The 25,967-nt window shown below is 59.4% G+C and carries 22 protein-coding genes, 5 tRNA genes and 1 pseudogene; 18 read left to right on the top strand and 10 right to left on the bottom strand.

The genetic code is table 11. The annotated features are described in order from the left end of the window. The first annotated feature begins 73 nt into the window (after positions 1-73). From FBY04_RS23470 to FBY04_RS23460, 3 genes are all read left to right on the top strand, one after another. On the top strand, positions 74-778 hold the full coding sequence (locus tag FBY04_RS23470; protein ID WP_145317209.1) for a haloacid dehalogenase type II: 705 nt from the start codon (positions 74-76) through the stop codon (positions 776-778). 16 nt (positions 779-794) lie between these two features. Further along, complete coding sequence (locus FBY04_RS23465) at positions 795-1,586, top strand: aldolase (RefSeq protein ID WP_084318030.1); 792 nt, start codon at positions 795-797, stop codon at positions 1,584-1,586. A gap of 65 nt (positions 1,587-1,651) precedes the next feature. After that, entirely contained in the window at positions 1,652-3,223 is a 1,572-nt protein-coding gene (locus FBY04_RS23460; RefSeq protein WP_145317206.1) for a GGDEF domain-containing protein, read from the top strand. A gap of 34 nt (positions 3,224-3,257) precedes the next feature. Here FBY04_RS23460 and FBY04_RS23455 read toward each other — a convergent pair. Then, positions 3,258-3,536: pseudogene (locus FBY04_RS23455) on the bottom strand (GNAT family N-acetyltransferase); the annotation flags it as partial. 173 nt (positions 3,537-3,709) lie between these two features. Here FBY04_RS23455 and FBY04_RS23450 point away from each other — a divergent pair. Then, positions 3,710-4,504, top strand: a complete 795-nt coding sequence (locus FBY04_RS23450; protein ID WP_145317204.1) for an exodeoxyribonuclease III — start codon at positions 3,710-3,712, stop codon at positions 4,502-4,504. A gap of 111 nt (positions 4,505-4,615) precedes the next feature. Continuing rightward, positions 4,616-5,443: an arylamine N-acetyltransferase gene (locus FBY04_RS23445; protein ID WP_145317202.1), complete on the top strand. Its 828-nt coding sequence runs from the start codon at positions 4,616-4,618 to the stop codon at positions 5,441-5,443. On the opposite strand, the gene FBY04_RS23440 is transcribed toward FBY04_RS23445, so the two are convergent. After that, entirely contained in the window at positions 5,440-5,757 is a 318-nt protein-coding gene (locus FBY04_RS23440) for a BrnA antitoxin family protein (protein ID WP_084318026.1), read from the bottom strand. The genes FBY04_RS23445 and FBY04_RS23440 overlap by 4 nt on opposite strands. A 3-nt stretch (positions 5,758-5,760) precedes the next feature. After that, complete coding sequence (locus FBY04_RS23435) at positions 5,761-6,042, bottom strand: BrnT family toxin (protein ID WP_084318025.1); 282 nt, start codon at positions 6,040-6,042, stop codon at positions 5,761-5,763. Between the two features lie 246 nt (positions 6,043-6,288). Here FBY04_RS23435 and FBY04_RS23430 point away from each other — a divergent pair, with 246 nt between their 5' ends. Further along, positions 6,289-7,806, top strand: a complete 1,518-nt coding sequence (locus tag FBY04_RS23430; protein ID WP_145317199.1) for a nucleobase:cation symporter-2 family protein — start codon at positions 6,289-6,291, stop codon at positions 7,804-7,806. Between the two features lie 307 nt (positions 7,807-8,113). On the opposite strand, the gene FBY04_RS23425 is transcribed toward FBY04_RS23430, so the two are convergent. Next, positions 8,114-8,189: transfer RNA gene (locus tag FBY04_RS23425), tRNA-Asn, on the bottom strand. A gap of 227 nt (positions 8,190-8,416) precedes the next feature. Here FBY04_RS23425 and FBY04_RS23420 point away from each other — a divergent pair. Beyond that, positions 8,417-8,647: a hypothetical protein gene (locus FBY04_RS23420; protein ID WP_084318023.1), complete on the top strand. Its 231-nt coding sequence runs from the start codon at positions 8,417-8,419 to the stop codon at positions 8,645-8,647. On the opposite strand, the gene FBY04_RS23415 is transcribed toward FBY04_RS23420, so the two are convergent. After that, positions 8,644-8,853 carry a hypothetical protein gene (locus FBY04_RS23415; RefSeq protein WP_084318022.1) on the bottom strand — a complete coding sequence of 70 codons (210 nt, stop codon included), beginning with the start codon at positions 8,851-8,853 and terminating at the stop codon, positions 8,644-8,646. The genes FBY04_RS23420 and FBY04_RS23415 overlap by 4 nt on opposite strands. A gap of 225 nt (positions 8,854-9,078) precedes the next feature. Beyond that, positions 9,079-10,275 carry an amino acid aminotransferase gene (locus tag FBY04_RS23410; protein WP_084318021.1) on the bottom strand — a complete coding sequence of 399 codons (1,197 nt, stop codon included), beginning with the start codon at positions 10,273-10,275 and terminating at the stop codon, positions 9,079-9,081. A gap of 338 nt (positions 10,276-10,613) precedes the next feature. Between FBY04_RS23410 and uvrB the strand changes: the two genes are divergently transcribed. Continuing rightward, on the top strand, positions 10,614-12,629 hold the full coding sequence (uvrB, locus tag FBY04_RS23405; RefSeq protein ID WP_084318020.1) for an excinuclease ABC subunit UvrB: 2,016 nt from the start codon (positions 10,614-10,616) through the stop codon (positions 12,627-12,629). Positions 12,630-12,761: 132 nt separating this feature from the next. Here uvrB and FBY04_RS23400 read toward each other — a convergent pair whose 3' ends face one another. Then, the gene (locus FBY04_RS23400; RefSeq protein WP_174602647.1) at positions 12,762-14,252 is read right to left on the bottom strand and encodes an MDR family MFS transporter; all 1,491 of its coding nucleotides are present in this window, start codon (positions 14,250-14,252) and stop codon (positions 12,762-12,764) included. Positions 14,253-14,301: 49 nt separating this feature from the next. Further along, positions 14,302-15,351, bottom strand: coding sequence for an HlyD family secretion protein (locus FBY04_RS23395; RefSeq protein WP_145317197.1), 1,050 nt, complete (start codon positions 15,349-15,351; stop codon positions 14,302-14,304). 220 nt (positions 15,352-15,571) lie between these two features. Between FBY04_RS23395 and gltX the strand changes: the two genes are divergently transcribed. From gltX to FBY04_RS23345, 10 genes are all read left to right on the top strand, one after another. Then, positions 15,572-17,053, top strand: coding sequence for a glutamate--tRNA ligase (gltX, locus tag FBY04_RS23390; protein WP_084318017.1), 1,482 nt, complete (start codon positions 15,572-15,574; stop codon positions 17,051-17,053). A 236-nt stretch (positions 17,054-17,289) separates the two neighbouring features. Beyond that, positions 17,290-17,365: transfer RNA gene (locus tag FBY04_RS23385), tRNA-Ala, on the top strand. Positions 17,366-17,444: 79 nt separating this feature from the next. Then, positions 17,445-17,520 (top strand) — tRNA-Glu (locus tag FBY04_RS23380). A 53-nt stretch (positions 17,521-17,573) separates the two neighbouring features. After that, positions 17,574-17,649: transfer RNA gene (locus FBY04_RS23375), tRNA-Ala, on the top strand. Positions 17,650-17,729: 80 nt separating this feature from the next. Beyond that, positions 17,730-17,805: transfer RNA gene (locus FBY04_RS23370), tRNA-Glu, on the top strand. 184 nt (positions 17,806-17,989) lie between these two features. Continuing rightward, the gene (locus FBY04_RS23365) at positions 17,990-18,529 is read left to right on the top strand and encodes a TetR/AcrR family transcriptional regulator (RefSeq protein WP_145317195.1); all 540 of its coding nucleotides are present in this window, start codon (positions 17,990-17,992) and stop codon (positions 18,527-18,529) included. Positions 18,530-18,561: 32 nt separating this feature from the next. Then, on the top strand, positions 18,562-19,395 hold the full coding sequence (locus FBY04_RS23360; protein WP_145317193.1) for an alpha/beta fold hydrolase: 834 nt from the start codon (positions 18,562-18,564) through the stop codon (positions 19,393-19,395). A 48-nt stretch (positions 19,396-19,443) separates the two neighbouring features. Further along, the gene (locus FBY04_RS23355; protein WP_084318014.1) at positions 19,444-19,881 is read left to right on the top strand and encodes a thioesterase family protein; all 438 of its coding nucleotides are present in this window, start codon (positions 19,444-19,446) and stop codon (positions 19,879-19,881) included. A gap of 88 nt (positions 19,882-19,969) precedes the next feature. Continuing rightward, entirely contained in the window at positions 19,970-20,929 is a 960-nt protein-coding gene (locus FBY04_RS23350; protein WP_084318013.1) for a tRNA-dihydrouridine synthase, read from the top strand. Positions 20,930-21,050: 121 nt separating this feature from the next. Further along, positions 21,051-21,497, top strand: a complete 447-nt coding sequence (locus FBY04_RS23345; RefSeq protein WP_145317191.1) for an Hsp20 family protein — start codon at positions 21,051-21,053, stop codon at positions 21,495-21,497. A 157-nt stretch (positions 21,498-21,654) separates the two neighbouring features. Here FBY04_RS23345 and FBY04_RS23340 read toward each other — a convergent pair whose 3' ends face one another. Together FBY04_RS23340 and FBY04_RS23335 are read right to left on the bottom strand one after the other, a co-directional pair. Then, positions 21,655-24,933 (bottom strand): bifunctional diguanylate cyclase/phosphodiesterase, encoded by a 3,279-nt coding sequence (locus FBY04_RS23340; protein WP_145317189.1) that lies wholly within the window; start codon positions 24,931-24,933, stop codon positions 21,655-21,657. Positions 24,934-24,999: 66 nt separating this feature from the next. Beyond that, positions 25,000-25,890: a LysR family transcriptional regulator gene (locus tag FBY04_RS23335; protein ID WP_084318010.1), complete on the bottom strand. Its 891-nt coding sequence runs from the start codon at positions 25,888-25,890 to the stop codon at positions 25,000-25,002. Between the last annotated feature and the right edge of the window lie 77 nt (positions 25,891-25,967).

Below are 25,967 nucleotides of genomic sequence, written 5' to 3'. Positions count from 1 at the left end.
GTCGATATTAATTTAATTTCACACTATCACTGTTGGCTCGTAACCTGAAGATCACCTTTCAGAGGACACGACCATGACACTCAAAAACTCTCCACGCCCCCAGTGGCTGACCTTCGATTGCTACGGCACGCTGATTCAATGGGATGAAGGTTTGAAAGCCGTGGCCGCGCAGATCCTGCGCGACAAGGGTGATCACCTTGTCGATGTCGATCGCCTGATCGAGGTGTACGACCGGCACGAACACCGGCTGGAGCAGACTCCGCCGCATCGTTCGTTCCGTCAGTTGAGCACCCTTGGGTTGCACATGGCGCTGGAGGAGTTGGGGTTGGCGAGTTCGGCCGAAGACAGTCAACGGCTGGCGGCGGCTATCCCGAAGATGCCGCCGTTTCCCGAGGTGATCGACACGCTCGCCCGGCTCAAGACGATGGGTTTCAAGCTGTGCATCGTGTCCAACACCGATGACGACATCATTGCCGGCAACGTTGCGCAACTCGGCGGGCACATCGATCGGGTCATCACCGCCCAGCAGGCCGGCGCCTACAAGCCGAATCCGCAGCTGTTCGACTACGCTCACGCGCAACTGGGCGTCAGTCGCGATCAGGTGGTGCACATCTGCGCAAGCCCGACGCTGGACCACACCGCCGCGCGCGATATGCATTTTCGCTGTGTATGGATCGATCGCGGCACCGGTCGTCAATTGCTGCCCGACTATCAACCCGATGCGATATTGAGCACGCTGGACCAAGTCGTGCCCCTGTTCGAATCCCTTGGCTGGTAACCCCGGAGTCATTGCCATGGCACACACCCTTGAAGGCGGTTCCCGTTCTGCGCGTTACACCAACCTGAACCTGGACTCGCCGGCTGTCATCACGGCGCGCACGGAACTGGCGGCGTGCTTTCAACTGGCGGCGCTGCATGGGCTGGAGGAGGGGATCTGCAACCACTTTTCCGCCATGGTGCCGGGGCGCGATGATCTGTTTTTCGTGAACCCCTACGGCTACGCGTTTGCAGAGGTCACCGCAGACAACCTGCTGGTCTGCGACTTCCACGGCAATGTCGTGGCCGGCGAAGGCCAACCGGAGGCGACCGCGTTCTACATCCACGCGCGCCTGCATAAACAGCTGCCGAGGGTGAAAGTGGCGTTCCACACGCACATGCCCCACGCCACGGCGTTGTGTTTGCTGCAAGGCCCGCCGTTATTGTGGCTGGGGCAAACAGCGTTGAAATTCTACGGGCGTACGGCGGTGGACGAGGACTACAACGGCCTGGCCCTCGATGAGTCCGAAGGTGACCGGATTGCCCGCGTCATGGGCAATGCCGATGTCCTGTTCCTGAAAAACCACGGCGTGATCGTCGCAGGGCCGACCATCGCCGAAGCCTGGGACGATCTGTATTACCTGGAGCGCGCCGCCCAGGTGCAATTGATGGCGATGGCGACGCAGCGCGATCTCAAGCCGGTGCCCCCCGACATTGCGCAACGTGCCTACGAACAAATGCGCCTGGGCGATGCAGACAGTGCGCAAGCACATTTGCGCAGTGCGATGCGACGCCTGTCCAAAGGACAATTGCCCCGCACCATCCCGTAGACTAAGCTCGCAAACATTAAGGGTTTTGGGCCTTCGCCCATGCCTTACCCTTGCAGGACGAGCGTTTGCCAATCTCCCATGACGATCCGCGCCACGCCAGTGGCGTCACTTTGAAACGGTTACCCCTGCGCAAAGCGGCGGTGCTGTTTATTGTGGTGGTGTGCCTGTGCCTATGTGGTTTGCTTTATCTGCAACTGGAGCAATCGCGCCGGCATGATCTGGCGGTGGCCGAAGTGGCGTCATCGAACCTCACGCGCGCCATGGCGCAGCAGGCCGAAGACACGTTCATGAAAGCCGACCTGGTACTGACCAGCCTGGCGGACTGGATTCAGGTTGATGGGTTCGTGCCGGCGCAGATCCCGCGTCTGCAAAAAACGTTTGCCCGACGGGTGCAGGCGCTCAGTCAGTTGCACGGGATTGTCCTGTTCGATCGAAAGGGGCAATGGGTTGTCACCTCATTCGAGGATTTACCCCGTGGTCCCGGCGTGGCGGACCGCGATTACTTCCTGTTTCATCAGCAGAACGTATCGTCCCTGGCGCACATCGGCCCCGCGATTCGCAGTCGCGTGAATGGCGAGTGGATCATTCCGGTTTCCAAGCGGGTGAATGACAAGGACGGCCATTTTCATGGCGTTTTGCTGGCCGGCATCAAAATGTCCTACTTCGATCAGTTTTTCAAAAGCTTCAGCATCGATGACGACGGCTCCATTTTCCTGGCGCTGACCGACGGAACGCTGCTGGCGCGACGGCCGTTTGTGGAATCACAGATTGGCCAGTCACTGGCCAAAGGGGAAATTTTCAGCAAGTACCTGTCGGGCTCAATGTCCGGCAACGCCATGATCGGTTCTTTACTCGATGGCACCGTTCGCTTGCATGGCTACCGGCAACTCGACGCCTATCCGCTGGTAGTGTCCGCGGCCTCATCCAGGGATTCGATTCTCAAGGGCTGGTATGACACAGCGTTTAAATCCAGCGTCATTGTGGCGCTGGTTGTGCTGGGCGTGGGGCTGTTCGGTTGGGTGTTCGTGCGCCAGGTGCGCCTTGGTGAACGGGTCGAGAAGGATTTGCGCAAGGCCAAGGACGCGCTGAATCTGATCGCGACCCATGACAGTCTCACCGGCCTGGCCAATCGCCGCCTGTTCGAACAGGCGCTGGACCTCGAGTTTGGCCGTGGCATCCGACAGTCGAGTTCGTTGAGCCTGATCATGCTCGATATCGATTACTTCAAGCGCTACAACGATGCTTACGGCCACGTCGCGGGTGACCATTGCCTGGCCGAAGTGGCAAGGGTGGTGAAAAGTTGCTGCCATCGAGCCACCGATCTGGCGGTGCGTTACGGCGGCGAGGAGTTTGCCGTGTTACTGCCGAATACGGATGTTCATGGCGCGATGGTCATTGCCGAGCAGATCCGCCGCAGTGTCATGAACTGCAACATCAACCACAGCGGTGCGCCCAGCGGTTACGTGACGGTCAGCCTCGGTTGTCATGCCTTCGTACCGACGCGCCTGGACAGCACCGAAGTGTTCATCGAGCGCGCCGACGCGGCGTTGTATCAGGCCAAGCATTCCGGGCGAAACCGTTCGGCGGTGCTGTCGATGGACGGTAGTGTCGGGGAACTGATGCGCTCTGATCGTTGAGGTGGCTTGAGGTTCGGGGAAGTGACCGTTGATTTCAGGTGACGGGCCGTCCCTGCGTATTCGCCGCCAATTTCTGTTCGAGCCTCTGCTGCACTTGCGGCCACTCATCATCGATGATGCTGAACCGCACCGAGTTGCGCTTGCGACCGTCCGGCATGATCCGTTCGTGGCGCACGATACCTCCCTGCTGCGCCCCTGGCCTGAGGATTGCGTTGCGTGATTTCTGGTTGTTTTCGTCGGTGGTGAATTGCACCCGTACACAGTCCGGCACGTCGAAGGCAAAGCGCAGCATCAGGTATTTGGTTTCGGTGTTGCAGCGGGCGCAGGCTGATTCCGTGGCCTTTCAGCATGGTTTCCATGAGAGCGGTTTTCTCGGCAGATCGGGTGGGCGTCGGGCGTCTATTACGCCGTACTTGAGATAGCCGACGCAACCACCGGAATGCCAGGATGTCACACACTGAAGACACATGTCCGGAGCGCTGGCCCATGAAGAATCTGCGGATCGCAACGTTCAACGTCAATGGCATGCGCGCCCGGCTGCCGAACCTGCTGGCCTGGCTGGAGCGGGAGAAACCGGACATCGTCTGCCTGCAGGAACTCAAGTCGGTGGACAGTGCATTTCCTGCCGCAGAACTCGAGGCTGCCGGCTACGGCGCGATATGGCAGGGGCAGTCATCGTGGAACGGGGTGGCGATTCTGGCGCGGGATGCGCAACCACTGGAGAGTCGCCGTGGTTTGCCAGGCGACGACAGTGATACCCACAGTCGGTATCTGGAGGCCGCCGTGCACGGTGTCCTTGTGGGCTGCCTGTATCTGCCGAACGGCAATCCGCAGCCGGGGCCGAAGTTCGATTACAAGCTGGCCTGGTTCGAGCGGCTGATCACCTACGCCAAGGATCTCCAGAGCAGCGAACACCCGGTGGTGCTGGCTGGCGACTACAACGTAGTGCCGACAGACCTGGACATCTACAACCCGAGGTCCTGGCTCAAGGATGCGCTGCTGCAACCGCAAAGCCGCGAGTGTTATCAACGGTTGCTGGATCAGGGGTGGACCGATTCCCTGCGTCATCTGTATCCGGAGGCTCGGCTTTACACCTTCTGGGACTACTTCCGACAACACTGGCAGAAAAATTCCGGGTTGCGCATCGATCATCTGTTGCTCAACCCGGCACTGAGTCCCTACCTGCAAGAGGCCGGTGTCGATGCCTGGGTGCGCAACGAGCCGCATGCCAGCGACCATGCACCGGCGTGGATTCAACTGGGCTCGCGCAAGCGCCGTTGATTGTCCGTGAGTGGCGATTGGCGAAATCAATTGTCGGTCGAACCGCTTTATCCCTTATACATGGCGCCCATCGGCGGAAAGATCCGCGGCCCAGTTCATAAGGACCGAGCAATGAGCGAGCCACGCCTGAACAATCTTGCGTTGTACCTGCAACGTCTGGGTTTCGACGCGCCACCGGCGCCAACCCTGGAAACCCTGCGTCAGTTGCAGTTTCGTCACACCGGAGTGTTCCCGTTCGAGAACCTCACCACCCTGTCTGGCGAGCCGGTACTCATCGATTTGCCGTCCATCGAGCAAAAAGTCCTGCGCGATGGCCGCGGTGGTTACTGCTACGAACTCAACAACCTGTTCCTGGCCCTGCTTCAGGCGTTGGGTTTCGACGCACGCGGCATCTCCGGTCGCGTGGTCATGGGCCAGCCCGAGGGCGCCTGGACCGCGCGTACGCACCGCTTGAGCCTGGTCACCCTGGAGGGCGTGCGCTACATCACCGACGTCGGCTTCGGCGGCATGGTCCCGACCGCGCCGCTGCTGCTCGACACTCCGGACGAGCAACTCACCCCTCACGAACCCTATCGAATCGAACACCACGCAGACGGCTACACCCTGCGCGCCAACGTCGCCGGTGAATGGCGACCGATGTACATCTTTGACCTGCAACGCCAGGAAGACATCGATTACACCGTCGGCAACTGGTATGTCTCAACCCATCCTGAATCATCCTTTGCCAAACAGCTGATGGTGGCGCGGACGGGGGAAGGTTGGCGGCGCACGCTGAACAACGGCAGTTTTGCGATCCACCGGATCGGCAGCGAGAGCGAGCGGCGGCAGATCACGGCGGTGGCTGATCTGGTCCGGTTGCTGGAGAGCGAGTTCGGCATTCGAGTGCCTGAACACGCACATTTGAAGCAGGTGCTTGGGCGGTTGATCGAACCGGATTAGGGGCGAGCGTCAGGCTCCATCACTCGATGGATTTCGCTGACGGCGTCCAGCAACGTTTTCTCCAGGTTTTTCAGGTCGGAGGGCGTTATCCCTTTTTTGAGCTGCCCGGTCTCTGCAGTTTTGTTTTTGTCACTGAGCAGCGCGTGCCGCAGTGTGTTGTTGATCACCGTCTGGTACCCATATCCCTCGTTTTCCGCGAGCGCACGAGCGGCGTCTATGACCGCTTCATCCAGCATGATGGTAATGCGGGTTTTGCCTTTGCCGGGGGCAACTGCCCCACGCTTGGCATTGCTGAAGTCGTATTCATCTTTCATCTCTCAAGCCTCCAGATATTGGCGACGCTCGTTTTTTGTGGCGAGGCGCGCAGAAATGATTCGAACGAAATTCGGATCGCGGTAGGTGTACGCGACGACCAGCAAGCGGGCTTTGGCGTCCAGCCCCATGATGATCCATCGTTGCTCGTCATGAAGATCATCCTGGAGCGCCAGCGCTCGTTCGTCATGGAACACGGCCTCAGTCTCTGCGAGGCTGATGCCTTGATGCTTCAGTTTGTTCGCCGCGTTCTTTGCCTTGTGATACTGAATTTCGAATGGCTTCATTATGCATACTTTATACGTATAAAAAAGAGGGCGACCACTACCGATGGTCGCCAGGAACTCAAAAGACTAGCGGGGGATACGAGGGGGGCTGGGACGGATATATTTCAGGGTTTATTGAACGATGCTGTGGGTGTGGATGGACACATGTCCATAATCTGACTGATTAGTTGTATACAACTCTATAGACATTTGTCCTGAGTCTTGCATACAGTGTGCGCATAACAAAAACCAGGGAACCCCCCAACCATGAAAACGCCCCATGTTTCACACCAACGGCCTGAGGACGAAAACCTCGGGGTCGGCGCGAATATGGCTTACGGCCTGCAACATGTTCTGACCATGTATGGCGGTATCGTCGCGGTGCCTTTGATCATCGGCCAGGCGGCCGGGCTCTCGCCAGCGGACATCGGTTTGTTGATTGCTGCTTCATTGTTTGCGGGGGGCTTGGCGACATTGCTGCAGACCCTCGGTTTACCGTTTTTCGGCTGCCAGTTGCCGCTGGTGCAAGGCGTGTCGTTCTCTGGCGTCGCGACCATGGTGGCGATTGTCAGCAGTGGTGGGGAGGGCGGGTTTCAGTCGATTCTCGGGGCGGTGATTGCCGCGTCGCTAATCGGTTTGTTGATCACACCGGTGTTCTCGCGAATCACCAAATTCTTCCCGCCGCTGGTGACGGGCATCGTGATCACGACCATTGGCCTGACGCTGATGCCGGTGGCCGCGCGCTGGGCCATGGGCGGTAACAGCCATGCGGCGGATTTCGGCAGCATGGCGAACATCGGTCTGGCGGCGGTGACGCTGGTGCTGGTGCTGTTGCTGAGCAAGGTCGGCAGCGCGGCGATCTCCCGTTTGTCGATCCTGCTGGCGATGGTCATCGGCACCATCATCGCGGTGTTTCTCGGCATGGCAGACTTCTCGTCCGTCACCCAGGGCCCGATGTTCGGCTTCCCGACGCCGTTCCACTTCGGCATGCCGACCTTCCACTTTGCTGCGATTCTGTCGATGTGCATCGTGGTCATGGTGACGCTGGTGGAAACCTCGGCGGACATCCTCGCCGTCGGTGAAATCATCGGCACCAAGGTCGATTCCAAACGCCTGGGCAACGGCTTGCGCGCCGACATGCTGTCGAGCATGATCGCGCCGATTTTCGGCTCCTTCACCCAAAGCGCGTTCGCCCAGAACGTCGGGTTGGTGGCGGTGACCGGGATCAAGAGCCGTTTCGTGGTGGCCACCGGCGGTTTGTTCCTCGTGATCCTGGGCTTGTTGCCCTTCATGGGCCGGGTCATCGCCGCCGTGCCGACTTCGGTGCTGGGTGGTGCCGGTATCGTGCTGTTCGGTACCGTGGCGGCCAGCGGTATTCGTACCTTGTCCAAGGTCGACTACCGCAACAACGTCAACCTGATCATCGTCGCCACCTCCATCGGTTTCGGCATGATTCCCATCGCCGCCCCAAATTTCTACGACCAGTTCCCAAGCTGGTTCGCGACGATCTTCCACTCGGGTATCAGCTCCTCGGCGATCATGGCCATCGTGTTGAACCTGACCTTCAACCACCTCACTGCCGGTAATTCGGATCAGCAATCGGTGTTTGCGGCGGGTACTGAGCGGGTCCTGCGTTATCAGGATCTGGCCGCGTTGCGCGAAGGGGATTATTTCAGCGAAGGTAAATTGCATGACTGCGACGGGAAAGAGATCCCGGTGGTGGAGGTGGAACATGGGCATGGAGAGCCGCGGGCGGTGCCTGCGAAAAGCAGTGAACATGTCTGACGGCTGGAAAGGCCGGAGCGAGTGACAGGTTGACACTCGCTCCGACGCAAGTTCAAAGGGCGTCCTTCGGGACGCCTTTTTCGTGCGGCTTTTACTGGGGCAAGGCCCACTTGGGCACGGTCCCTTGCAGGAGCCGGCTTGCTGGCGATAGACGTAAGTGCGCTGCGGTGAACCTGGTTTCACGCGTTATCGTTAACGTCCATCGCCAGCAAGCCGGCTCCTACAGGCTCGCGGATCAGCCAATTTTTCATCGACCACAAAAAAGCCCCTGAACCTTTCGATTCAGAGGCTTTTCGTTATTGCTGTCTGGCTCCACGACCTGGACTCGAACCAGGGACCCAGTGATTAACAGTCACTTGCTCTACCAACTGAGCTATCGCGGAATGGCGTGTATGTTACTGATTCAAAAAGAGAAGTCAAGCACCTGTTAACAATGCGAGGGATTCATCGGGACGGGCGGTGGTTTATCGGCGATTGGCGGTTACCAGAACAGCGCCAGAGGTCTACCATGGCCGCCCGGAAGTGGTTACACGCGCTGCCGGCCATTCGCCGAAAAGGTACGCGCCATGAATTACCCAGCCCTCGCATTCCGACGCAACGAGGTGTTCGCATGAGCATCGCACAGATCAGCCTGCCCAAAGGGGTTGGCCCCCACGCCGAAAAACTGTTCGACGCCATCACTCAGGCCAGCACCGCTGACGAATTGAACCGCGCTGGCGGCAAGGCCGAAGGTTTTGTCCTGGGCCTGGAAAGCACCAAGGCCATCAAAAGCCAGATCGCCGAATCGCTGTACGTCGCCTATGACGATGCGGCCAGCCAACGCGCGACCGAACTGGCTTAACCGCCGAACGTCACGGTGGCGAGCATCAGTTTGGCGTAAAGCAACGTCGCGCCCAGTTGCACCAGCCACAAGGCCAGTCCGCCGAGAAACACACCCGCAGCCACTTGCAGCACCAGGTTATTGCTGCGTTTGGCCGGGACGCGGGGGATGAAGTCATTCAGGTCATCCAGGTCATCGCGCTCAGCGCGCAGGTCATCGTTTTTCATTTGGGCTCTCGTCAGAATTCTCGGGTGTATATAAAACGTTGTAGGAGCCGGCTTGCTGGCGAAGCGGCCATCACAGTCAACATTGATGTTGGCTGGTCTACCGCTATCGCCAGCAAGCCGGCTCCTACAAGGTCGATGTGTGCAGTCTAGAGGGGTTGGGATTTATCTGAGCCAAATAAAAACGGGAAGCCTCATGGCTTCCCGTTATGTTTAGTGCTCGACGACTCAGATCACCGCAACGATGGCCTTGGTCACGACGTCGATGTTGCTCTGGTTCAGCGCGGCAACGCAGATGCGGCCGGTGTCCAGGGCGTAGATGCCGAACTCGCTGCGCAGACGGGTCACTTGCTCAACCGTGAGGCCGGAGTAAGAGAACATGCCGCGCTGACGACCCACAAAGCTGAAATCACGCTGTGGCGCGTTTTTCGCCAACAGGTCAACCATCTGGGTGCGCATGCCGCGAATCCGCAGGCGCATTTCTGCCAGCTCTTCTTCCCACTTGGCCCGCAGTTCCGGGCTGTTCAACACCGCGGCGACGATGCTTGCACCGTGGGTCGGCGGGTTGGAGTAGTTGGTGCGGATCACGCGTTTGACTTGCGACAGCACGCGCGCGCTTTCTTCTTTCGACTCACTGACGATCGACAGGGCGCCAACGCGCTCGCCGTACAGCGAGAAGGATTTGGAGAACGAGCTGGAGACGAAGAAGGTCAGGCCCGATTCAGCGAACAGACGCACGGCGGCGGCGTCTTCGTCGATGCCATCGCCGAAACCTTGATACGCCATGTCGAGGAATGGCACGTGGTTTTTCGCTTTCACTACTTCAAGAACGTTTTTCCAGTCCGCCGGGCTGAGGTCTACGCCGGTCGGGTTGTGGCAGCACGCGTGCAGCACAACGATCGAGCCGGACGGCAGGGCGTTCAGGTCTTCCAGCAGGCCGACACGGTTAACGTCGTGGGTGGCGGCGTCGTAGTAACGATAGTTCTGCACCGGGAAACCGGCCGTTTCGAACAGCGCGCGGTGGTTTTCCCAGCTTGGGTCGCTGATCGCCACGACGGCGTTCGGCAGCAGTTGCTTGAGGAAGTCGGCACCGATTTTCAGTGCACCAGTACCGCCAACGGCTTGAGTGGTAATGACACGGCCAGCCGCGATCAGCGGCGAGTCATTGCCGAACAGCAGTTTCTGAACGGCCTGGTCGTAAGCAGCGATGCCGTCGATCGGCAAGTAGCCACGGGAAGCGTGTTGAGCGACGCGAATCGTCTCGGCTTCGACAACGGCGCGCAGGAGTGGAATTCGCCCCTCCTCGTTGCAGTAAACACCGACCCCCAGGTTGACCTTGTTGGTACGGGTATCGGCGTTGAATGCTTCGTTGAGGCCCAGGATTGGATCGCGTGGTGCCATTTCGACAGCGGAGAACAGGCTCATTTTTGCGGCGGCTCTGAATGGAGAGTGGAGGGACGTGTCGCGCTCCAGCCGAATGCACTAGAGCGGTGCACAAACGGGGAGCTAGTATAGAGGCCATCTGCGATTGATGGCGACAGTCGATTCGGCTTTTACTGTAAGTTTTTCCGATTATTTTTCGACCGTTAGTCGATTGATCCCGTCAAAGACTTCAAGGGATGTAGGACGTTTGCCTTGAAAGCGCGGGCAATCGACTCCACATTGAGCACAATCCAGTTTTTTCCTCGGGCGACGTCGGTCGTTTGTGGTCTTTTTCGTTGCTGTCCGGTTTGCCCGGACGGGCGCGACCCAGAGGGTATTTCATGTCTGAATTCCAGCTAGTCACCCGCTTCGAGCCCGCCGGCGATCAGCCGGAAGCCATTCGCCTGATGGTCGAGGGCATCGAAGCCGGGCTGGCACACCAGACGTTGCTCGGTGTGACCGGCTCGGGCAAGACATTCAGCATCGCCAACGTCATCGCCCAGGTTCAGCGCCCGACGCTGGTGCTGGCCCCGAACAAGACCCTGGCCGCGCAGTTGTACGGTGAATTCAAGGCGTTTTTTCCGAACAACGCCGTCGAGTACTTCGTTTCCTACTACGACTACTACCAGCCCGAAGCCTACGTGCCGTCCTCGGACACCTTCATCGAGAAAGATGCCTCGATCAACGATCACATCGAGCAGATGCGACTCTCGGCGACCAAAGCGTTGCTGGAGCGCAAGGACGCGATCATCGTCACCACGGTGTCGTGCATCTACGGTCTGGGCAGCCCGGAAACCTATTTGAAAATGGTGCTGCACGTGGATCGGGGCGACAAGCTCGATCAGCGCGCCTTGCTGCGTCGCCTGGCGGACCTGCAATACACCCGCAACGATATGGAATTCGCCCGCGCGACCTTCCGCGTGCGCGGTGATGTGATCGACATTCACCCGGCAGAATCCGATTTCGAAGCGATCCGCATCGAACTGTTCGATGACGAAGTCGAGAGCCTGTCGGCCTTCGACCCTCTGACCGGCGAGGTGATTCGCAAGCTGCCGCGCTTCACCTTCTACCCGAAAAGCCACTACGTAACGCCGCGAGAAACCCTGCTCGATGCCATCGAAGGGATCAAGGTCGAGTTGCAGGAGCGTCTGGAATACCTGCGCTCCAACAACAAACTGGTGGAAGCGCAACGTCTTGAGCAACGCACGCGTTTCGACCTGGAGATGATCCTCGAACTGGGCTATTGCAACGGCATCGAAAACTACTCGCGCTACCTCTCGGGCCGTGCCTCCGGTGAGGCGCCGCCGACCTTGTTCGATTACTTGCCGGCCGACGCCTTGCTGGTGATCGACGAATCCCACGTCAGCGTGCCGCAGGTCGGCGCCATGTATAAGGGCGACCGCTCACGCAAAGAAACGCTGGTGGAGTACGGCTTCCGTCTGCCCTCGGCGCTGGACAACCGGCCAATGCGCTTCGACGAGTTCGAAGGTATCAGCCCACAGACGATTTTTGTCTCGGCCACGCCGGGCAACTACGAGGCGGAACATGCTGGACGGGTGGTCGAGCAACTGGTGCGCCCGACCGGCCTGGTGGACCCGCAAATCGAAATCCGTCCGGCGCTGACCCAGGTCGACGATTTGCTGTCGGAAATCACCAAGCGCGTCGCCCTCGAAGAGCGGGTGTTGGTCACCACATTGACCAAGCGCATGTCCGAAGACTTGACCGATTACCTGGCCGACCACGGCGTGCGGGTGCGCTATCTGCACTCGGACATCGACACCGTGGAGCGCGTGGAAATCATCCGTGATTTGCGCCTCGGCACGTTCGATGTGCTGGTGGGGATCAACCTGCTGCGCGAAGGCCTGGACATGCCGGAGGTGTCGCTGGTGGCGATCCTCGATGCGGACAAGGAAGGCTTCCTGCGTTCCGAGCGTTCGCTGATCCAGACCATCGGTCGCGCGGCGCGTAACCTCAACGGCCGGGCGATTCTCTATGCAGACCGGATCACCGGCTCCATGGAGCGGGCGATCGGCGAAACCGAGCGTCGTCGCGACAAGCAGATCGCCTTCAACCTGGCCAACGGCATTACACCGAAGGGTGTGTTCAAGGACGTTGCCGACATCATGGAAGGCGCCACCGTGCCCGGCTCGCGCAGCAAGAAGCGCAAAGGCATGGCCAAGGCCGCCGAGGAGAGCGCCAAGTACGAAGCCGAATTGCGTTCGCCGGGAGAAGTCGCCAAGCGTATCAAGGCGCTGGAAGAGAAGATGTACCAATTGGCGCGCGACCTGGAATTCGAAGCGGCGGCGCAGATGCGTGATGAGATTACCAAGCTTCGGGAGCGGTTGATCGCTGTTTGATCTCTAGCGCCTGACTGGCCTCATCGCGAGCAAGCCCGCTCCCACAGTTGACCGAGTTGCTTGGGCGGACGCGGTCTAGTGTGGGAGCGGGCTTGCTCGCGATGAGGCCAGTCAGGGCGATACAAATATCAACTAGTGCGCCTCGCCAGCCTTCAACCCCGCCGGCAGCTTCCTGGTCAGCAACACCGCCAGCATGCTGATCCCCAACGCAATCCCGACAAAATGAAACGCATCGTTGTAAGCCATGATCGACGCCTGCTGATGGGCGATCTCACTGAGCTTGCCCAGCGCCGCCGTTTCGCTGCCCAACCGGTCCGTCAGCGACGCCATACGCTCGGCGACCTGCGGGTTGCTCGGCACGATGGATTCACGCAAATAATCAAAGTAGGTCTTGGTCCGGGCATCCAGCAGCGTGGCGAGGAGGGCGATGCCGATCGCGCCGCCGAGGTTGCGCAGGATGTTGAACAGGCTCGACGCCGACCCCGCATCCTGCGGCAGGATGTACGCGGTGGCGATCAGCGAGATTGTCACCATGATCAACGGCTGCCCCAGCGCGCGGATGATCTGGATCTGATTGAACTGCGGCCCGGCAAAATCCGGGTTCAGCACACCCGAGGAAAAACTCGCCAACCCGAATAGCCCGAACCCCAGCGTGCACAGCCATTTCGGCGAAATGACCTTCATCAGTTTCGGCACCAGTGGAATCAAAAACAGCTGCGGCACGCCCATCCACATGATCACTTCGCCGATCTGCAGGGCGTTGTAATTCTGGATCTGCGCCAGGTACAGCGGCAACAGATAGATCGAACCGTACAACCCGACCCCCATCCCGATGCTGGAAATGCTCGATAAGCCGAAGTTTCGATTACCGAGGATGCCGAGGTTGATCAGCGGGTTGGGCTTGGAAAACTGCACGATCACAAAGGTGATCAGGCTGACCAGGGCGATACTGCCGAGCCCGACGATCAGGTCCGATTCCAGCCAGTCCTTGCGGTGGCCTTCCTCCAGAAACACCTGCAAACAACCGAGGCCGATACCAAGGGTGACAATGCCCGTGTAGTCAGTGCTTTTCAGCAGTTCCCAGTGCGCTTCTTTCTTTTCCAGGCCATACATCAGGCCGGCGATCATGATCAGGCCCGGCGGGATATTGATGTAGAAAATGTATTCCCAGCCCCAGTTTTCCGTCAGCCAGCCGCCGAGCGTCGGGCCGATGGAGGGCGCGAACGTTGCGGTCATGGCGAACATCGCCATGCCTTTGGCGCGGTGGTGTTCGGGAAGTTTGATCAGCGTCAGGGTGAACGCCAGAGGGATCAGCGCGCCGCCGGTGAAGCCCTGCAGCGCGCGGAAAATGATCATGCTTTCCAGGCTCCACGCCATGGAGCAGAGCAGGGAGGCTGCAAGAAACCCGAGTGAGACCCACACGGCCAGACGGCGTGCCGAGAGCAGTTGCACGAGCCACGCCGTCAGCGGAATCATGATGATCTCCGCGACCAGGTACGACGTGGAAATCCATGAGCCTTCTTCCAGGGTCGCCGACAGCGCGCCCTGAATATCCTTGAGCGACGAGTTGGTGATTTGAATGTCGAGCACCGCCATGAACGCGCCGAGCATCACGCTCATCACCGCGATCCAGTCCCGCCGGGTCGGTTCGCCGGCGGGGCGGATCAGTTGATCACCGGCCATCGTCAGGGGCGTCTTTGATGTTCACTTTGGCGGTGACCGACATGCCCGGACGAATCTTGCCGTGCAGCGGGCTGTCCGCGGCGAAGGTCAGTTTTACCGGAATCCGTTGTACGACTTTGGTGAAGTTGCCGGTGGCATTGTCCGGCGGCAACAGGCTGAACTGCGCGCCTGAGGCCGCGAACAGGCTGTCGACCCGCGCTTCTATCGGCGTGTCGCTGTAGGCGTCGAACGTCAGTTCGGCTTTCTGGCCGGGCTGCATGCGGCCAATCTGGGTTTCCTTGAAGTTGGCCTGAATCCAGATGTCCTGGTCGGGGACGATCGACATCAGATACGCACCGGGCTGCACATATTGGCCTTCGCGAGCGGCACGCTGGCCGATCAGGCCGCTGATGGGGGCGTGGATTTCGCTGCGGGTCAGGTTCAGTTCCGCTTGGGCCAGATCGGTTTTGGCGTTGGCGATCATAGCGTCGAGGCGTTTGATTTCCGCGCTCAGGGAATTGACTTGCTGGCGCTGACTTTGAGCGTCCGCCTGGGCCTTGGTCACCTGCGAGCGGGCGATGTGGTTGTCGGCGGAGAGGGTGGTTACCCGCTCTTCGGAAACGTAGCCCGGTTTGCGCAGGGTTTGCGCGCGGGACAAATCGATTTGCGAGCGACCGAGGCTGGCCTGGCTGGACGCCACTTGCGCTTCGCTTGCGGCAATCAGGCTGGCCTGCTGGGTCAGTTTGCTCTGGGCTTGCAGGCGTTCGGCCTGGCGGGTGGCGAGAGCGGCGTTGGCGCGGTCGACGGCGAGGTGGAAGTCATCGCCTTCGAGCTTGATCAGCAGCTGACCTTTCTCGACGTGCTGGTTGTCCTGCACCAGTACCTGATCGATGCGCGCGCCCAACTGGCTCGACACACGGGTGATCTCGCCCTGGACGTAGGCGTTGTCGGTACTTTCATAAAACCGTCCCTTGAAAAACCACTGGGCACAAAAGCCCCCGGCAATCAGCAGGACGATCAACAGGAAAATAAACAGGCGACGCTTGAGTTGGGCAGGCATGGGGCAAACTGTAGTCGAGAAATTGTAAGGAAAGTTATCAGCAGGCGAATTTGGCATACAGTCGATAGTGGGTAAATGCCATCGGCTGATAATCCATCATTCACCCCGGCCCGAGCCCGTTGTAGACGCAAACTTGGCTTAAATGCCCTGCTCACTGGAGCCGGGCGGGCAACGCCTGTTACCATTCGCCCTTTGTTTTATCTTCATTTCGAGACTTGCCATGACCACCGTCCGCACGCGCATCGCGCCATCGCCTACCGGGGACCCCCACGTAGGTACCGCTTACATCGCTTTGTTCAACTACTGCTTTGCCAAGCAGCACGGCGGTGAGTTCATCCTGCGGATCGAAGACACCGATCAGTTGCGTTCGACCCGCGAGTCCGAACAGCAGATTTTCGACGCCCTGCGCTGGTTGGGCATCGACTGGAGCGAAGGCCCGGACGTCGGCGGCCCGCACGGTCCGTACCGTCAAAGCGAGCGCGGTGACATCTATCAGAAGTATTGCCAGCAACTGGTCGAGATGGGTCACGCGTTTCCGTGCTTCTGCACCGCCGAAGAGCTGGATCAGATGCGCGCCGAACAAATGGCTCGCGGCGAAACTCCGCGTTACGACGGTCGTGCACTGTTGCTCTCCAAGGAAGAAGTCGCGCGCCGTCTGGCCGCTGGCGAGCCGCACGTGATCCGCATGAAAGTGCCGAGCGAAGGCGTGTGCGTGGTGCCGGACATGCTGCGTGGCGACGTCGAGATCCCGTGGGATCGCATGGACATGCAAGTGCTGATGAAGACCGACGGCCTGCCGACGTACTTCCTGGCCAACGTGGTGGATGACCACCTGATGGGCATCACCCACGTTCTGCGCGGTGAAGAATGGCTGCCTTCGGCACCGAAACTGATTCTGCTGTACGAATACTTCGGCTGGGAACAACCGGAGCTGTGCTACATGCCGCTGCTGCGTAACCCGGACAAGAGCAAGCTGTCCAAGCGCAAGAATCCGACCTCGGTGACGTTCTACGAGCGCATGGGTTTCATGCCGGAAGCGATGCTCAACTACCTCGGGCGCATGGGCTGGTCGATGCCGGACGAGCGCGAAAAGTTCTCGCTGCAGGAAATGGTCGACAACTTCGACCTGAGCCGCGTCTCCCTCGGCGGGCCGATTTTCGACATCGAGAAGCTGTCCTGGCTCAACGGCCAGTGGCTGCGTGACTTGCCGGTGGAAGAATTCGCCTCGCGCTTGCAGACCTGGGCACTGAACCCTGAATACATGATGAAGATTGCACCGCACGTGCAGGGCCGCGTTGAAACCTTCAGCCAGGTCGCACCGCTGGCCGGTTTCTTCTTCGCCGGTGGCGTGAACCCGGATGCCAAGCTGTTTGAATCGAAGAAGCTGTCGGGTGATCAGGTTCGTCAGTTGATGCAGTTGATCCTGTGGAAACTGGAAAGCCTGCGTCAGTGGGAAAAGGACAGCATCACGGCGACGATTCAAGCGGTGGTCGAATCCCTGGAGCTGAAGCTGCGTGACGCCATGCCGCTGATGTTCGCTGCGATCACTGGGCAGGCGAGCTCGGTGTCGGTGCTCGATGCGATGGAAATCCTCGGCCCGGACCTGACGCGTTTCCGTTTGCGTCAGGCTATCGACTTGCTCGGTGGCGTGTCGAAGAAGGAAAACAAGGAGTGGGAAAAACTGCTGGCGAATATCGCCTGATTCCTTGATGTCCCGAAAAGATCGCAGGCTGCGCCAGCTCCTACATTTGAAATGCAATCCCCCTGTAGGAGCTGCCGAAGGCTGCGATCTTTTGATCTTGCTTTTGGCAGCATCCCCGTTTTTCGGGGAGAGGCGGTAAGTGATTGTTATGTCGGCAAAAAACTTTGAAATATTTTAAAAATAAGTTTGACAGCCTTTCGAAGCGCCATTAAGATTCGCCCCGTCCTCAGCGATGAGGGGCTATAGCTCAGCTGGGAGAGCGCTTGCATGGCATGCAAGAGGTCGACGGTTCGATCCCGTCTAGCTCCACCAATTTACACTTCAAGGTCTGGCCACACCGGCCTTGAGGCGATCAACACTCAGTGTTGATCTGTTGTATAGAAGGGTTTGCGTCCCCTTCGTCTAGTGGCCTAGGACACCGCCCTTTCACGGCGGTAACAGGGGTTCGAGTCCCCTAGGGGACGCCAGTTTTACAGAAGCGATGTTGCAAGATGTCGCTCCGCCGCGAGGCGAAAAATCCGGGGCTATAGCTCAGCTGGGAGAGCGCTTGCATGGCATGCAAGAGGTCGACGGTTCGATCCCGTCTAGCTCCACCAATTTTACAGTTCAAGGTCTGGCCACACCGGCCTTGAATCGATCAGCTCTCAGCACTGATCAGTTGTATAGAAGGTTTTGCGTCCCCTTCGTCTAGTGGCCTAGGACACCGCCCTTTCACGGCGGTAACAGGGGTTCGAGTCCCCTAGGGGACGCCACGATTACCCGCTCTGCGGGATTTTATAAGGGTCATTCAATTATTGAATGGCCCTTTTGTTTGTCTGGCGTTTGGCCAAACCCCCTCATTTCTTTCAAACTGTGCTTCAGACCAGCGGTCACACTCACGACTTGCGTAAAATTATTATGAGAATAATATTCTAGTCGTAATATTCGGAGGCAACGATGAACGATAAAAAAGCTCAAACCCGCGAACGCATCCTCAAGGCCGCCAGCGCAGCGCTGATTCAGCGCGGCCCGGCCGAACCGAGCGTGGGCGAAGTGATGGGCGCAGCCGGCCTGACGGTTGGCGGCTTCTATGCGCACTTCGAAAGCAAGGACGCGATGATGCTGGAAGCGTTCAAGCAACTGCTCGGTCATCGCCGTGGCCTGATCGCCGACATGGACGCCGAATTGACCGGCGAAGAGCGTCGCGCCTTGGTGGCTGCGTTTTACCTGTCACGCAAACACCGTGATTCCTCTGCGTCGGCGTGCCCGATCCCGGCGTCTGTCGGCGAGCTGGGGCGTCTGCCGGACGCGTTTCGTGTGGCGTTGAATGAGCATGTGGAGATGATGGTCGCGCAGTTGGCGGCCAGCCCGGAAGACACCGACAAAGCCTTGGCCGACATGGCTTTGATGGTGGGTGGTTTGGCTCTGGCGCGGGCGTTGGGGCCAGGAGATTTGTCCGATCGATTGCTGCGTGCCGCCAAGTCGGCGGTGTTATGACCTGAAGGCAAATGGCTTGAGGAGTGAGAGCGATGAGCACGTTAAAGTGGGTTCGTGGCGTTAATGGCACCTTGGGCTGGTTTGCACCGAAACTGGTCGCGAGCAAAATGCGACTGGCCTTCATGACGCCGCGGGATCTGCCGCCGCGTGACTGGGAACTGCCGCTGCTGGCGAAATCCGAGCGCATCACTTTACGCTTTGGCCTGTCGGCGTTGCGCTGGGGGCAAGGTCCTGCGGTGTTGCTGATGCACGGTTGGGAAGGGCGGCCGACGCAGTTCGCCAGCCTGATCACTGCGCTGGTTGATGCCGGTTACACCGTCGTTGCGTTGGACGGGCCTGCGCATGGTCGTTCGCCGGGCAACGAAGCAAACGTCGTGCTGTTCGCCCGAGCCATGCTCGAGGCTGCCGCCGAGCTGCCACCGCTGCAGGCGGTCATCGGTCACTCGATGGGCGGTGCCAGCGCCATGCTCGCCGTCCAGTTGGGTTTGCGCACTGAAACCCTGGTGACGATTGCGGCTCCGGCGCGGATTCTCGGGGTGCTGCGTGGTTTTGCCCGCTATGTGCGACTGCCGCCCAAAGCCCGTTCGGCGTTCATTCGACAGGTTGAAAAAGACGTTGGCATGCGTGCCGCTGCGCTGGATGTCTCGCACTATCAACTCGACATGCCTGGCCTGATCGTTCACGCCGAAGACGACTGCTTTGTTCCGGTCAAGGAATCCCAGCTGATTCACGAAGCCTGGTTCGACAGCCGTCTGTTGCGACTGAAAGAAGGCGGTCATCAGCGGGTACTGGCTGACCCTCGGGTGATTGATGGCGTGTTATCACTGCTGGCCGGCCGCAGCCTGCGATCGCGCCAATCGGCCTGAGCATCCGTTACACTGCCCCGGTCGACATAATCTGACCGGGAGTGGGGCATGGGCTGGGATCGGGCAACGCCATTTATCATTGATCTGGAAGTGGGCGCCGAGGACATCGACGGGTTGGGTCACGCGAATAATGCGGTGTACGTGACCTGGCTCGAGCGCTGTGCCTGGCGCCACTCTCAGCGGCTCGGCCTGGATCTGGTCGAGTACCGGCGGCTTGATCGGGCGATGGCGGTGGTGCGGCACGAGATCGATTACCTGGCTGCGGCCTACGAGGGCGATGAGTTGCAATTGGCGACCTGGATCGTCGATTGGGATCAGCGCCTGAAAATGACCCGGCACTTCCAACTGAAGCGCCCGAGCGACAACACCACGTTGCTGCGCGCGCAGACCACGTTTGTCTGTATCGAACTGTCCACGGGCAAACCCAAGCGCATGCCGGCGGAGTTTATCGAAGGTTACGGCCCTGCGTTGCAGCTAACGAACTGACCCGATCCCGGCAGCTCCTACAGGTGGTTATCTTTTCGATTGTGAAACCCAGTAAACTGCCGCACGTTTTTCGTCGAGTGTGTTTTTCATGCAAATTGCTTTGGCACCCATGGAGGGGTTGGTCGACAACATCCTGCGGGACGTGCTGACCCGTGTGGGCGGTATCGATTGGTGCGTGACCGAGTTCATCCGGATCAACGATCAGTTGCTCACGCCTGCCTACTTCCACAAGTTCGGTCCTGAACTGCTGACGGGTGCGCGCACCGCGTCTGGCGTGCCGTTGCGCGTGCAGCTGTTGGGTTCCGATCCGGTGTGCCTGGCGGAAAACGCCGCGCTGGCCTGCGAATTGGGTTCTGAAGTCATCGACCTGAACTTCGGTTGCCCGGCCAAAACCGTCAACAAATCGCGCGGTGGTGCGGTGCTGCTCAAAGAGCCCGAGCTGCTGAACCAGATCGTCGAGCATGTCCGTCGCGCCGTTCCAGCGCACATTCCGGTCACCGCGAAAATGCGTCTGGGCTTCGACAGCCCGGACGGTTCGCTGGTCTGCGCCACCGCCTTGGCCGAAGGCGGCGCGGCACACATCGTGGTGCATGCGCGGACCAAGATGGACGGTTACAAACCGCCGGCACATTGGGAGTGGATACCCCGCGTGCAGGAAGTGGTCAAGGTGCCGGTGTTCGCCAATGGTGATATCTGGAGCGTTGAAGACTGGCGCCGTTGCCGCGAAATCAGTGGCGTGGAAGACATCATGCTCGGCCGCGGGCTGGTGTCGCGTCCGGACCTGGCCCGGCAAATCGCTGCCGCCCGTGCCGGTGAAGAAGTGGTCGAGATGACTTGGGCGGAGCTGTTGCCGCTGATTCAGGACTTCTGGCTGCAGGCCAAGGCGCAGATGACAGCGCGTCAATCGCCGGGTCGCCTGAAGCAGTGGCTGGCCATGCTGACGCGCAATTATCCCGAAGCCGTTGAGTTGTTTACCGAGCTGCGCCGTGAAACCGAACTGGATCAGGTCTCGCGATTGCTGGGTTTGCAGGTGTTGGAAGCAGCTTGAAAAAATTCTGAAAAACTCTCTTGAAAAGCCATCAGCGGTCCTTATTTAAGGATTACGCGATGCCGAATTCGGGTCGCGGAGACAAAAAAACTTGCTGATATGTTTTCGGGAGATTTGAATCATGAGCACTGCATTTTCGATGGCACCACTGTTCCGTTCCTCGGTGGGTTTCGACCGTTTCAACGACCTGTTCGAAACCGCGCTGCGCAACGAGCCAGGCAGCACCTACCCACCTTACAACGTTGAAAAACACGGCGACGACCAATACCGCATCGTCATAGCGGCCGCCGGATTCCAGGAAGAAGACCTGGAGTTGCAAGTGGAAAAAGGTGTGCTGACCATCAGTGGCGGCAAACTTGACGCGAACGAAGAAGTCACTTATCTGTACCAAGGCATCGCACAGCGGGCCTTCAAACTGTCCTTCCGTCTGGCGGACCATATCGAAATCAAGGCCGCCGACCTGAGCAACGGTTTGTTGAGTATCGACCTGTTGCGGGTGGTTCCGGAAGAGGCGAAAGCCAAACGCATCCCGATCAACGGGACACAAAAACCAGCCCTGCAGCACTAAGGCAGGGCAGTGAAAAGGGCGCCAATGGCGCCCTTTTTTTGTGCCTTGTCCCGTCCCGTAGGAGCTGCCGAAGGCTGCGATCTTTTGATCTTTACGCCGGCAATCACAATGCAAGATCAAAAGATCGCAGCCTTCGGCAGCTCCTGCACCGTCCGCGTTATTTAAGAAGCTTCTGGAACGCCTTCACCGGCAGCGGCGAGCTGTGCAAATACCCCTGATAAAAATGGCAGCCCAGCCCCTGCAGGAACTCAAGCTGTTCCGGGGTCTCCACTCCTTCGGCAATCACTTTCAATTCCAGGCTGCGGGCCATGGCGACGATAGCGCGGATGATCTCGGCGTCGTTGGGGTCGGTGGTGGCGTCGCGGATGAATGACTGGTCGATTTTCAGCGTGTCGACCGGCAGTCGCTTGAGGTAGGTCAACGAGGAGTAACCGGTGCCAAAGTCATCCATGGCGAAGCTTACGCCGAGCTTTTTCAGGCGACGCATTTTGCTGATGGTGTCTTCCAGATTCTGGATGACGATGCCTTCGGTGATTTCCAGTTTCAGCAGCGAGCAGGGGAGGCCGTGGCTGACGAGGCTGTGCTCGATGCGCTCGACGAAGTCGTTCTGGCGGAATTGCCGCGGGCTGATGTTCACACAAAGGCTGAAATCCAACGGGTTGATCAGGCCCTTGGCGATCAATTGTTTGAAGGCTGAGCACACTTCGTCGACGATCCAGGTGCCGACCTCCAGAATCAACCCGCTGTCTTCCAGCACCTTGATGAATTCGGTCGGCGATTGTGCGCCGAGCTCCGGATGGCTCCAGCGCACCAGCGCTTCGGCACCGACGATGCGGTTGTTGCGAGCGTCCACCTGAGGCTGGTAATGCACCTCGAACTCACCCCGGGAAAGAGCCAGGCGCAAGTCGGTTTCCATGCGCAGGCGTTCACTGGCGGCCTTTTGCATGGTGTTGTGGTACATCTGCGTGGTGTTGCGCCCTGAATCCTTGGCCCGATAAAGCGCGATGTCGGCGCGCTTGAGCAGGTCGGTCGGGGTCGAGCCGTGATCGGGAATCAGCGCGATGCCGATACTTGGCGTCACTTGCAGGCGTTGACCATCCAGGAACATCGGTTCGGACAACAGTTCACGCAAGGTGTCCGCAAGTTCGCGGACCTGGGCGCTGACTTCATTGCGCGAACCTTCCAGACCGCTGAGCAACACCACGAACTCATCGCCGCCCAGCCGCGCGACGGTGTCTTCCATGCGCACACTGGCTTCAAGGCGGGCGGTGATGATCTTCAGCACCGTGTCGCCCACGGGGTGGCCGAGCGAGTCGTTGATGTGCTTGAAGTGGTCGAGATCGAGAAACATCAGGGCGCCACGCAGGTTGTGGCGTTTGAGCAGGGCGATCTGCTGGCTCAGGCGGTCCATCAACAGTGCGCGGTTGGGCAGGTTGGTCAGCGGGTCGTGGTAGGCCAGGTGACGGATCTGCGCTTCGGCGTTTTTCAGCAGGCTGACGTCCCGCGCGGTCAGCAGCAGGCAAGCGGTTTCGTTGAGCGTGATCGGTTCCACCGAGACTTCGACGGTCAGCAGTTCGCCGCGCTTGTTGCGGCCGAGCATCTCCTGGTGATGCACCCGGCCCTTGACCTGTAGTTCGGCCAACAGCGCCGAGCGTTGTTTTTCTTCGGCCCAGATGCCGACCTGGTACACCGTGCGGCCGACCACCTCATCGGCGCGATAGCCGGTCAGGCGGCAGAAACCATCGTTGACCTCCAGATAGCGCCCGGTGTCGCGTTCGGTAATGGTGATAGCGTCGGGACTGGAGTGGAAAGCCTTGGCGAACTTCTCTTCGCTGGCCTTGAGCGCCGCTTCCGAGCGTTGTTGCTGGGTGATGTCGCGCAAGGTGGTAACGATGCACGGCTGGTCGCCGACGCTGATCTGGCGGCTGGAAATCACGCAGGTCAGCGATTGGCCGTCCTTGTGCTGAACGAGAATGGCGACGTTGTTCAGGCCTTGTTCGCGGATGACTTGTTCGATCCGGCGCAGGCTTTTTGCCGACGCGTCCCACAGGCCGATTTCGTCGGCGCTGCGACCAATCACCTCGGCGGTGTTCCAGCCGAAAGTCTGGGTGAAACTGGAGTTGATTTCGATGAACTGGCCGGTGTCCTGGCGGGTGACGCAAATCGGGTCCGGACTGACCTGGAACAGGGTGGCAAATTTCTCTTCGGAAGCGACCAGCATCTGCTCGCGCTCGACCTGATCGGTAATGTCGAGCAAGGTGCCTGCCATGCGCAACGGCGCGCCGTTATCATCGCGGTAGAGGCGGGCGCGGCTTTCCAGGTAGCGCGAAGTGCCATCTTCCATTTGTACGCGGTAAGTCAATTGATAGTTGCCCGCCGGACCTTCGCGCAGGCTGCGATAGGCATCGCGCATGCTGTCGCGTTCTTCGCCGGGCACGCCTTCGAAAAACTCTTCGAAGGACTCATGGAACGGCTTGGGTTCCAGCCCGTGCAACTGGGCGGCCCGGGCCGAGCCATAGAGCATGCCGCTGGGAATGTGCCAGTCCCAGGTGCCGAGTTGGGCTGAATCCAGCGCCAGATCGAGGCGCTCCTGGCTGTCTTTCAGGGCGAGTTCGGCGGCCTTGCGTTCGGTGGTGTCGAGGAAGGTGCTGAGCAGATAGGGTTGGCCTTCGAGTTCTACTTTTTGCGCGCTGAGGATGCCGTCGTGGATCTGGCCATTGCTGGCGCGGAACTGCACTTCCATGTTGATCAGCTCGCCTTTGGCCTTGGTCGCCTTGACCAGTTTATCGCGTTGTTCCGGGTGCACCCACAGGCCCAGTTCTATCGTGGTGCGGCCAATCGCGTTCTGCACCGGCCAGCCGAACAGGCTTTCGAAATACTGGTTGGCCTCGGTGATCAGGCCGTCTTCCTGGCGGGTCAGAAGTACCATGTTCGGACACAGGTGAAACAGCGTCGCGAAACGTTTTTCCGAGCTGCTCAGTGCCTGTTCACGCTGGCGCTGGTGGGTGATTTCGCGGATCACCCCGATCATGCGCGGCCGACCGTGTTTGTCCGGCAGCAAACTGCCATTGATCTCCAGCCAGTGAAGGCTGCCATCGGGCCAGCGAATGCGGTGGTGCATTGCTTGCTCCAGCGGAGCGCCGGCAATCACGGCATGGAACGCGCGAATGGTTTTGGCCCGGTCTTCAGGCGGCAGCAGGTCGAGGTATTCCAGGTCGGCGGGCAATGGCAGCCGGGGGTCGAAGCCGAACAAGGCCTGCGTACCCCGCGACCAACTGATCTGCCCGCGCTCGATGTCCCAATACCAGGCGCCCAGACGCGCTCCGTTGAGCGCGGCCAGCAACTGCGGCGCGCTTTCCCAGCTTTGCTCGGACCGTTTCGGGTCAAGCGCCTGTATACGCGGCATTGGCGGAATACGGTCAACGGATTTCGGCATTGGCAGGCCTTGGGCTGAATTGGGCGTTAGGCACAGGATTTCGCGGCTCTATAGGATTAGCACAAATTAGCCTTGAGTCCCTGGCAGATCGATTTGTGCATCCAGCAAGGCCATAAAAGCCCGTGCTGCGTTCGACAGCGTCCGTTCGGTGTGCAAGATATAGCCTAGCTGGCGAGTCAGTTGTATGCCCGGCAAAGGTATTCGTGCAACTTGATCGTCGAGCATGGTGCGCGGCAATACGCTCCAGGCCAGGCCGATCGAGACCATCATCTTGATGGTTTCCAGATAATTCGTGCTCATGGCGATATTCGGCGTCAAGCCTTGCGCTTCGAACAGGCGCTGGACGATATGGTGAGTAAAGGTGTTGCCGCCGGGAAACACGGCCGGATGCAGGGCGATGTCTGCCAGGGTTACCGCGCCATTGCTGATCAGCGAATGCTCTGGCGCGACCACGAAATCCAGCGGGTCGTCCCACACCGGCGTGGCCTTGACCAGTGCGTGGGGCTCCGGCGCCAGGGTGATGACGGCAAGCTCGGCGCGACCATGGAGGATTTCTTCGTAGGCCACTTCCGAATCGAGGAACTGAATATCCAGCGCGACTTGTGGGTAACGGCGGGTGAACTCCCTTAATAGGGGGGGCAAACGGTGCAGGCCGATGTGGTGACTGGTGGCCAGGGTCAGGCGACCGCTCACTTCGCCGGTCAGGTTGGTCAGGGCACGGCGGGTGTCGTCCAGCACGTTCAGAATCTGATAGGCCCGCGGCAGCAGGGCGCGACCGGCTTCCGTCAGCCCGACTTCGCGCCCCAGGCGGTCAAACAGGCGCACCTTCAATTGCTGCTCGAGCCCGGCAATCCGCTTGCTGATCGCCGGTTGCGTCAGGTGCAGCCGTTCACCGGCGCCGGAGAAGCTTCCGGTCTCGGCGATGGCAATAAAAGCATTGAGGTTGGCGAGGTCCATTGCTGTATTCCAGTTGGTTATCCAAAGCATAAAAAATATGAATTTGAGTTATTTAATGTAACCCCCTAGGATCGACC

Source organism: Pseudomonas sp. SJZ080 (assembly GCF_007828295.1).
GTDB classification, from domain to species: Bacteria; Pseudomonadota; Gammaproteobacteria; order Pseudomonadales; family Pseudomonadaceae; genus Aquipseudomonas; species Aquipseudomonas migulae_A.
Note: the sequence above shows the minus strand (reverse complement) of the source record. Positions and strands in the feature narration are given on the sequence as shown.

What these genes read in the sequence shown, in the direction of transcription:
- FBY04_RS23450 (WP_145317204.1), top strand. Translation starts at nt 3,710, where the DNA reads ATGAAGAATCTGCGGATCGCAACGTTCAACGTCAATGGCATGCGCGCC.
- FBY04_RS23435 (WP_084318025.1), bottom strand. Translation starts at nt 6,042, where the DNA reads ATGAAGCCATTCGAAATTCAGTATCACAAGGCAAAGAACGCGGCGAAC.
- FBY04_RS23470 (WP_145317209.1), top strand. Translation starts at nt 74, where the DNA reads ATGACACTCAAAAACTCTCCACGCCCCCAGTGGCTGACCTTCGATTGC.
- FBY04_RS23410 (WP_084318021.1), bottom strand. Translation starts at nt 10,275, where the DNA reads ATGAGCCTGTTCTCCGCTGTCGAAATGGCACCACGCGATCCAATCCTG.
- FBY04_RS23465 (WP_084318030.1), top strand. Translation starts at nt 795, where the DNA reads ATGGCACACACCCTTGAAGGCGGTTCCCGTTCTGCGCGTTACACCAAC.
- FBY04_RS23415 (WP_084318022.1), bottom strand. Translation starts at nt 8,853, where the DNA reads ATGAAAAACGATGACCTGCGCGCTGAGCGCGATGACCTGGATGACCTG.
- FBY04_RS23360 (WP_145317193.1), top strand. Translation starts at nt 18,562, where the DNA reads ATGAGCACGTTAAAGTGGGTTCGTGGCGTTAATGGCACCTTGGGCTGG.
- FBY04_RS23430 (WP_145317199.1), top strand. Translation starts at nt 6,289, where the DNA reads ATGAAAACGCCCCATGTTTCACACCAACGGCCTGAGGACGAAAACCTC.
- FBY04_RS23340 (WP_145317189.1), bottom strand. Translation starts at nt 24,933, where the DNA reads ATGCCGAAATCCGTTGACCGTATTCCGCCAATGCCGCGTATACAGGCG.
- FBY04_RS23365 (WP_145317195.1), top strand. Translation starts at nt 17,990, where the DNA reads ATGAACGATAAAAAAGCTCAAACCCGCGAACGCATCCTCAAGGCCGCC.
- FBY04_RS23440 (WP_084318026.1), bottom strand. Translation starts at nt 5,757, where the DNA reads ATGAAAGATGAATACGACTTCAGCAATGCCAAGCGTGGGGCAGTTGCC.
- FBY04_RS23420 (WP_084318023.1), top strand. Translation starts at nt 8,417, where the DNA reads ATGAGCATCGCACAGATCAGCCTGCCCAAAGGGGTTGGCCCCCACGCC.
- FBY04_RS23445 (WP_145317202.1), top strand. Translation starts at nt 4,616, where the DNA reads ATGAGCGAGCCACGCCTGAACAATCTTGCGTTGTACCTGCAACGTCTG.
- FBY04_RS23355 (WP_084318014.1), top strand. Translation starts at nt 19,444, where the DNA reads ATGGGCTGGGATCGGGCAACGCCATTTATCATTGATCTGGAAGTGGGC.
- gltX (WP_084318017.1), top strand. Translation starts at nt 15,572, where the DNA reads ATGACCACCGTCCGCACGCGCATCGCGCCATCGCCTACCGGGGACCCC.
- FBY04_RS23395 (WP_145317197.1), bottom strand. Translation starts at nt 15,351, where the DNA reads ATGCCTGCCCAACTCAAGCGTCGCCTGTTTATTTTCCTGTTGATCGTC.
- FBY04_RS23345 (WP_145317191.1), top strand. Translation starts at nt 21,051, where the DNA reads ATGAGCACTGCATTTTCGATGGCACCACTGTTCCGTTCCTCGGTGGGT.
- FBY04_RS23350 (WP_084318013.1), top strand. Translation starts at nt 19,970, where the DNA reads ATGCAAATTGCTTTGGCACCCATGGAGGGGTTGGTCGACAACATCCTG.
- FBY04_RS23335 (WP_084318010.1), bottom strand. Translation starts at nt 25,890, where the DNA reads ATGGACCTCGCCAACCTCAATGCTTTTATTGCCATCGCCGAGACCGGA.
- uvrB (WP_084318020.1), top strand. Translation starts at nt 10,614, where the DNA reads ATGTCTGAATTCCAGCTAGTCACCCGCTTCGAGCCCGCCGGCGATCAG.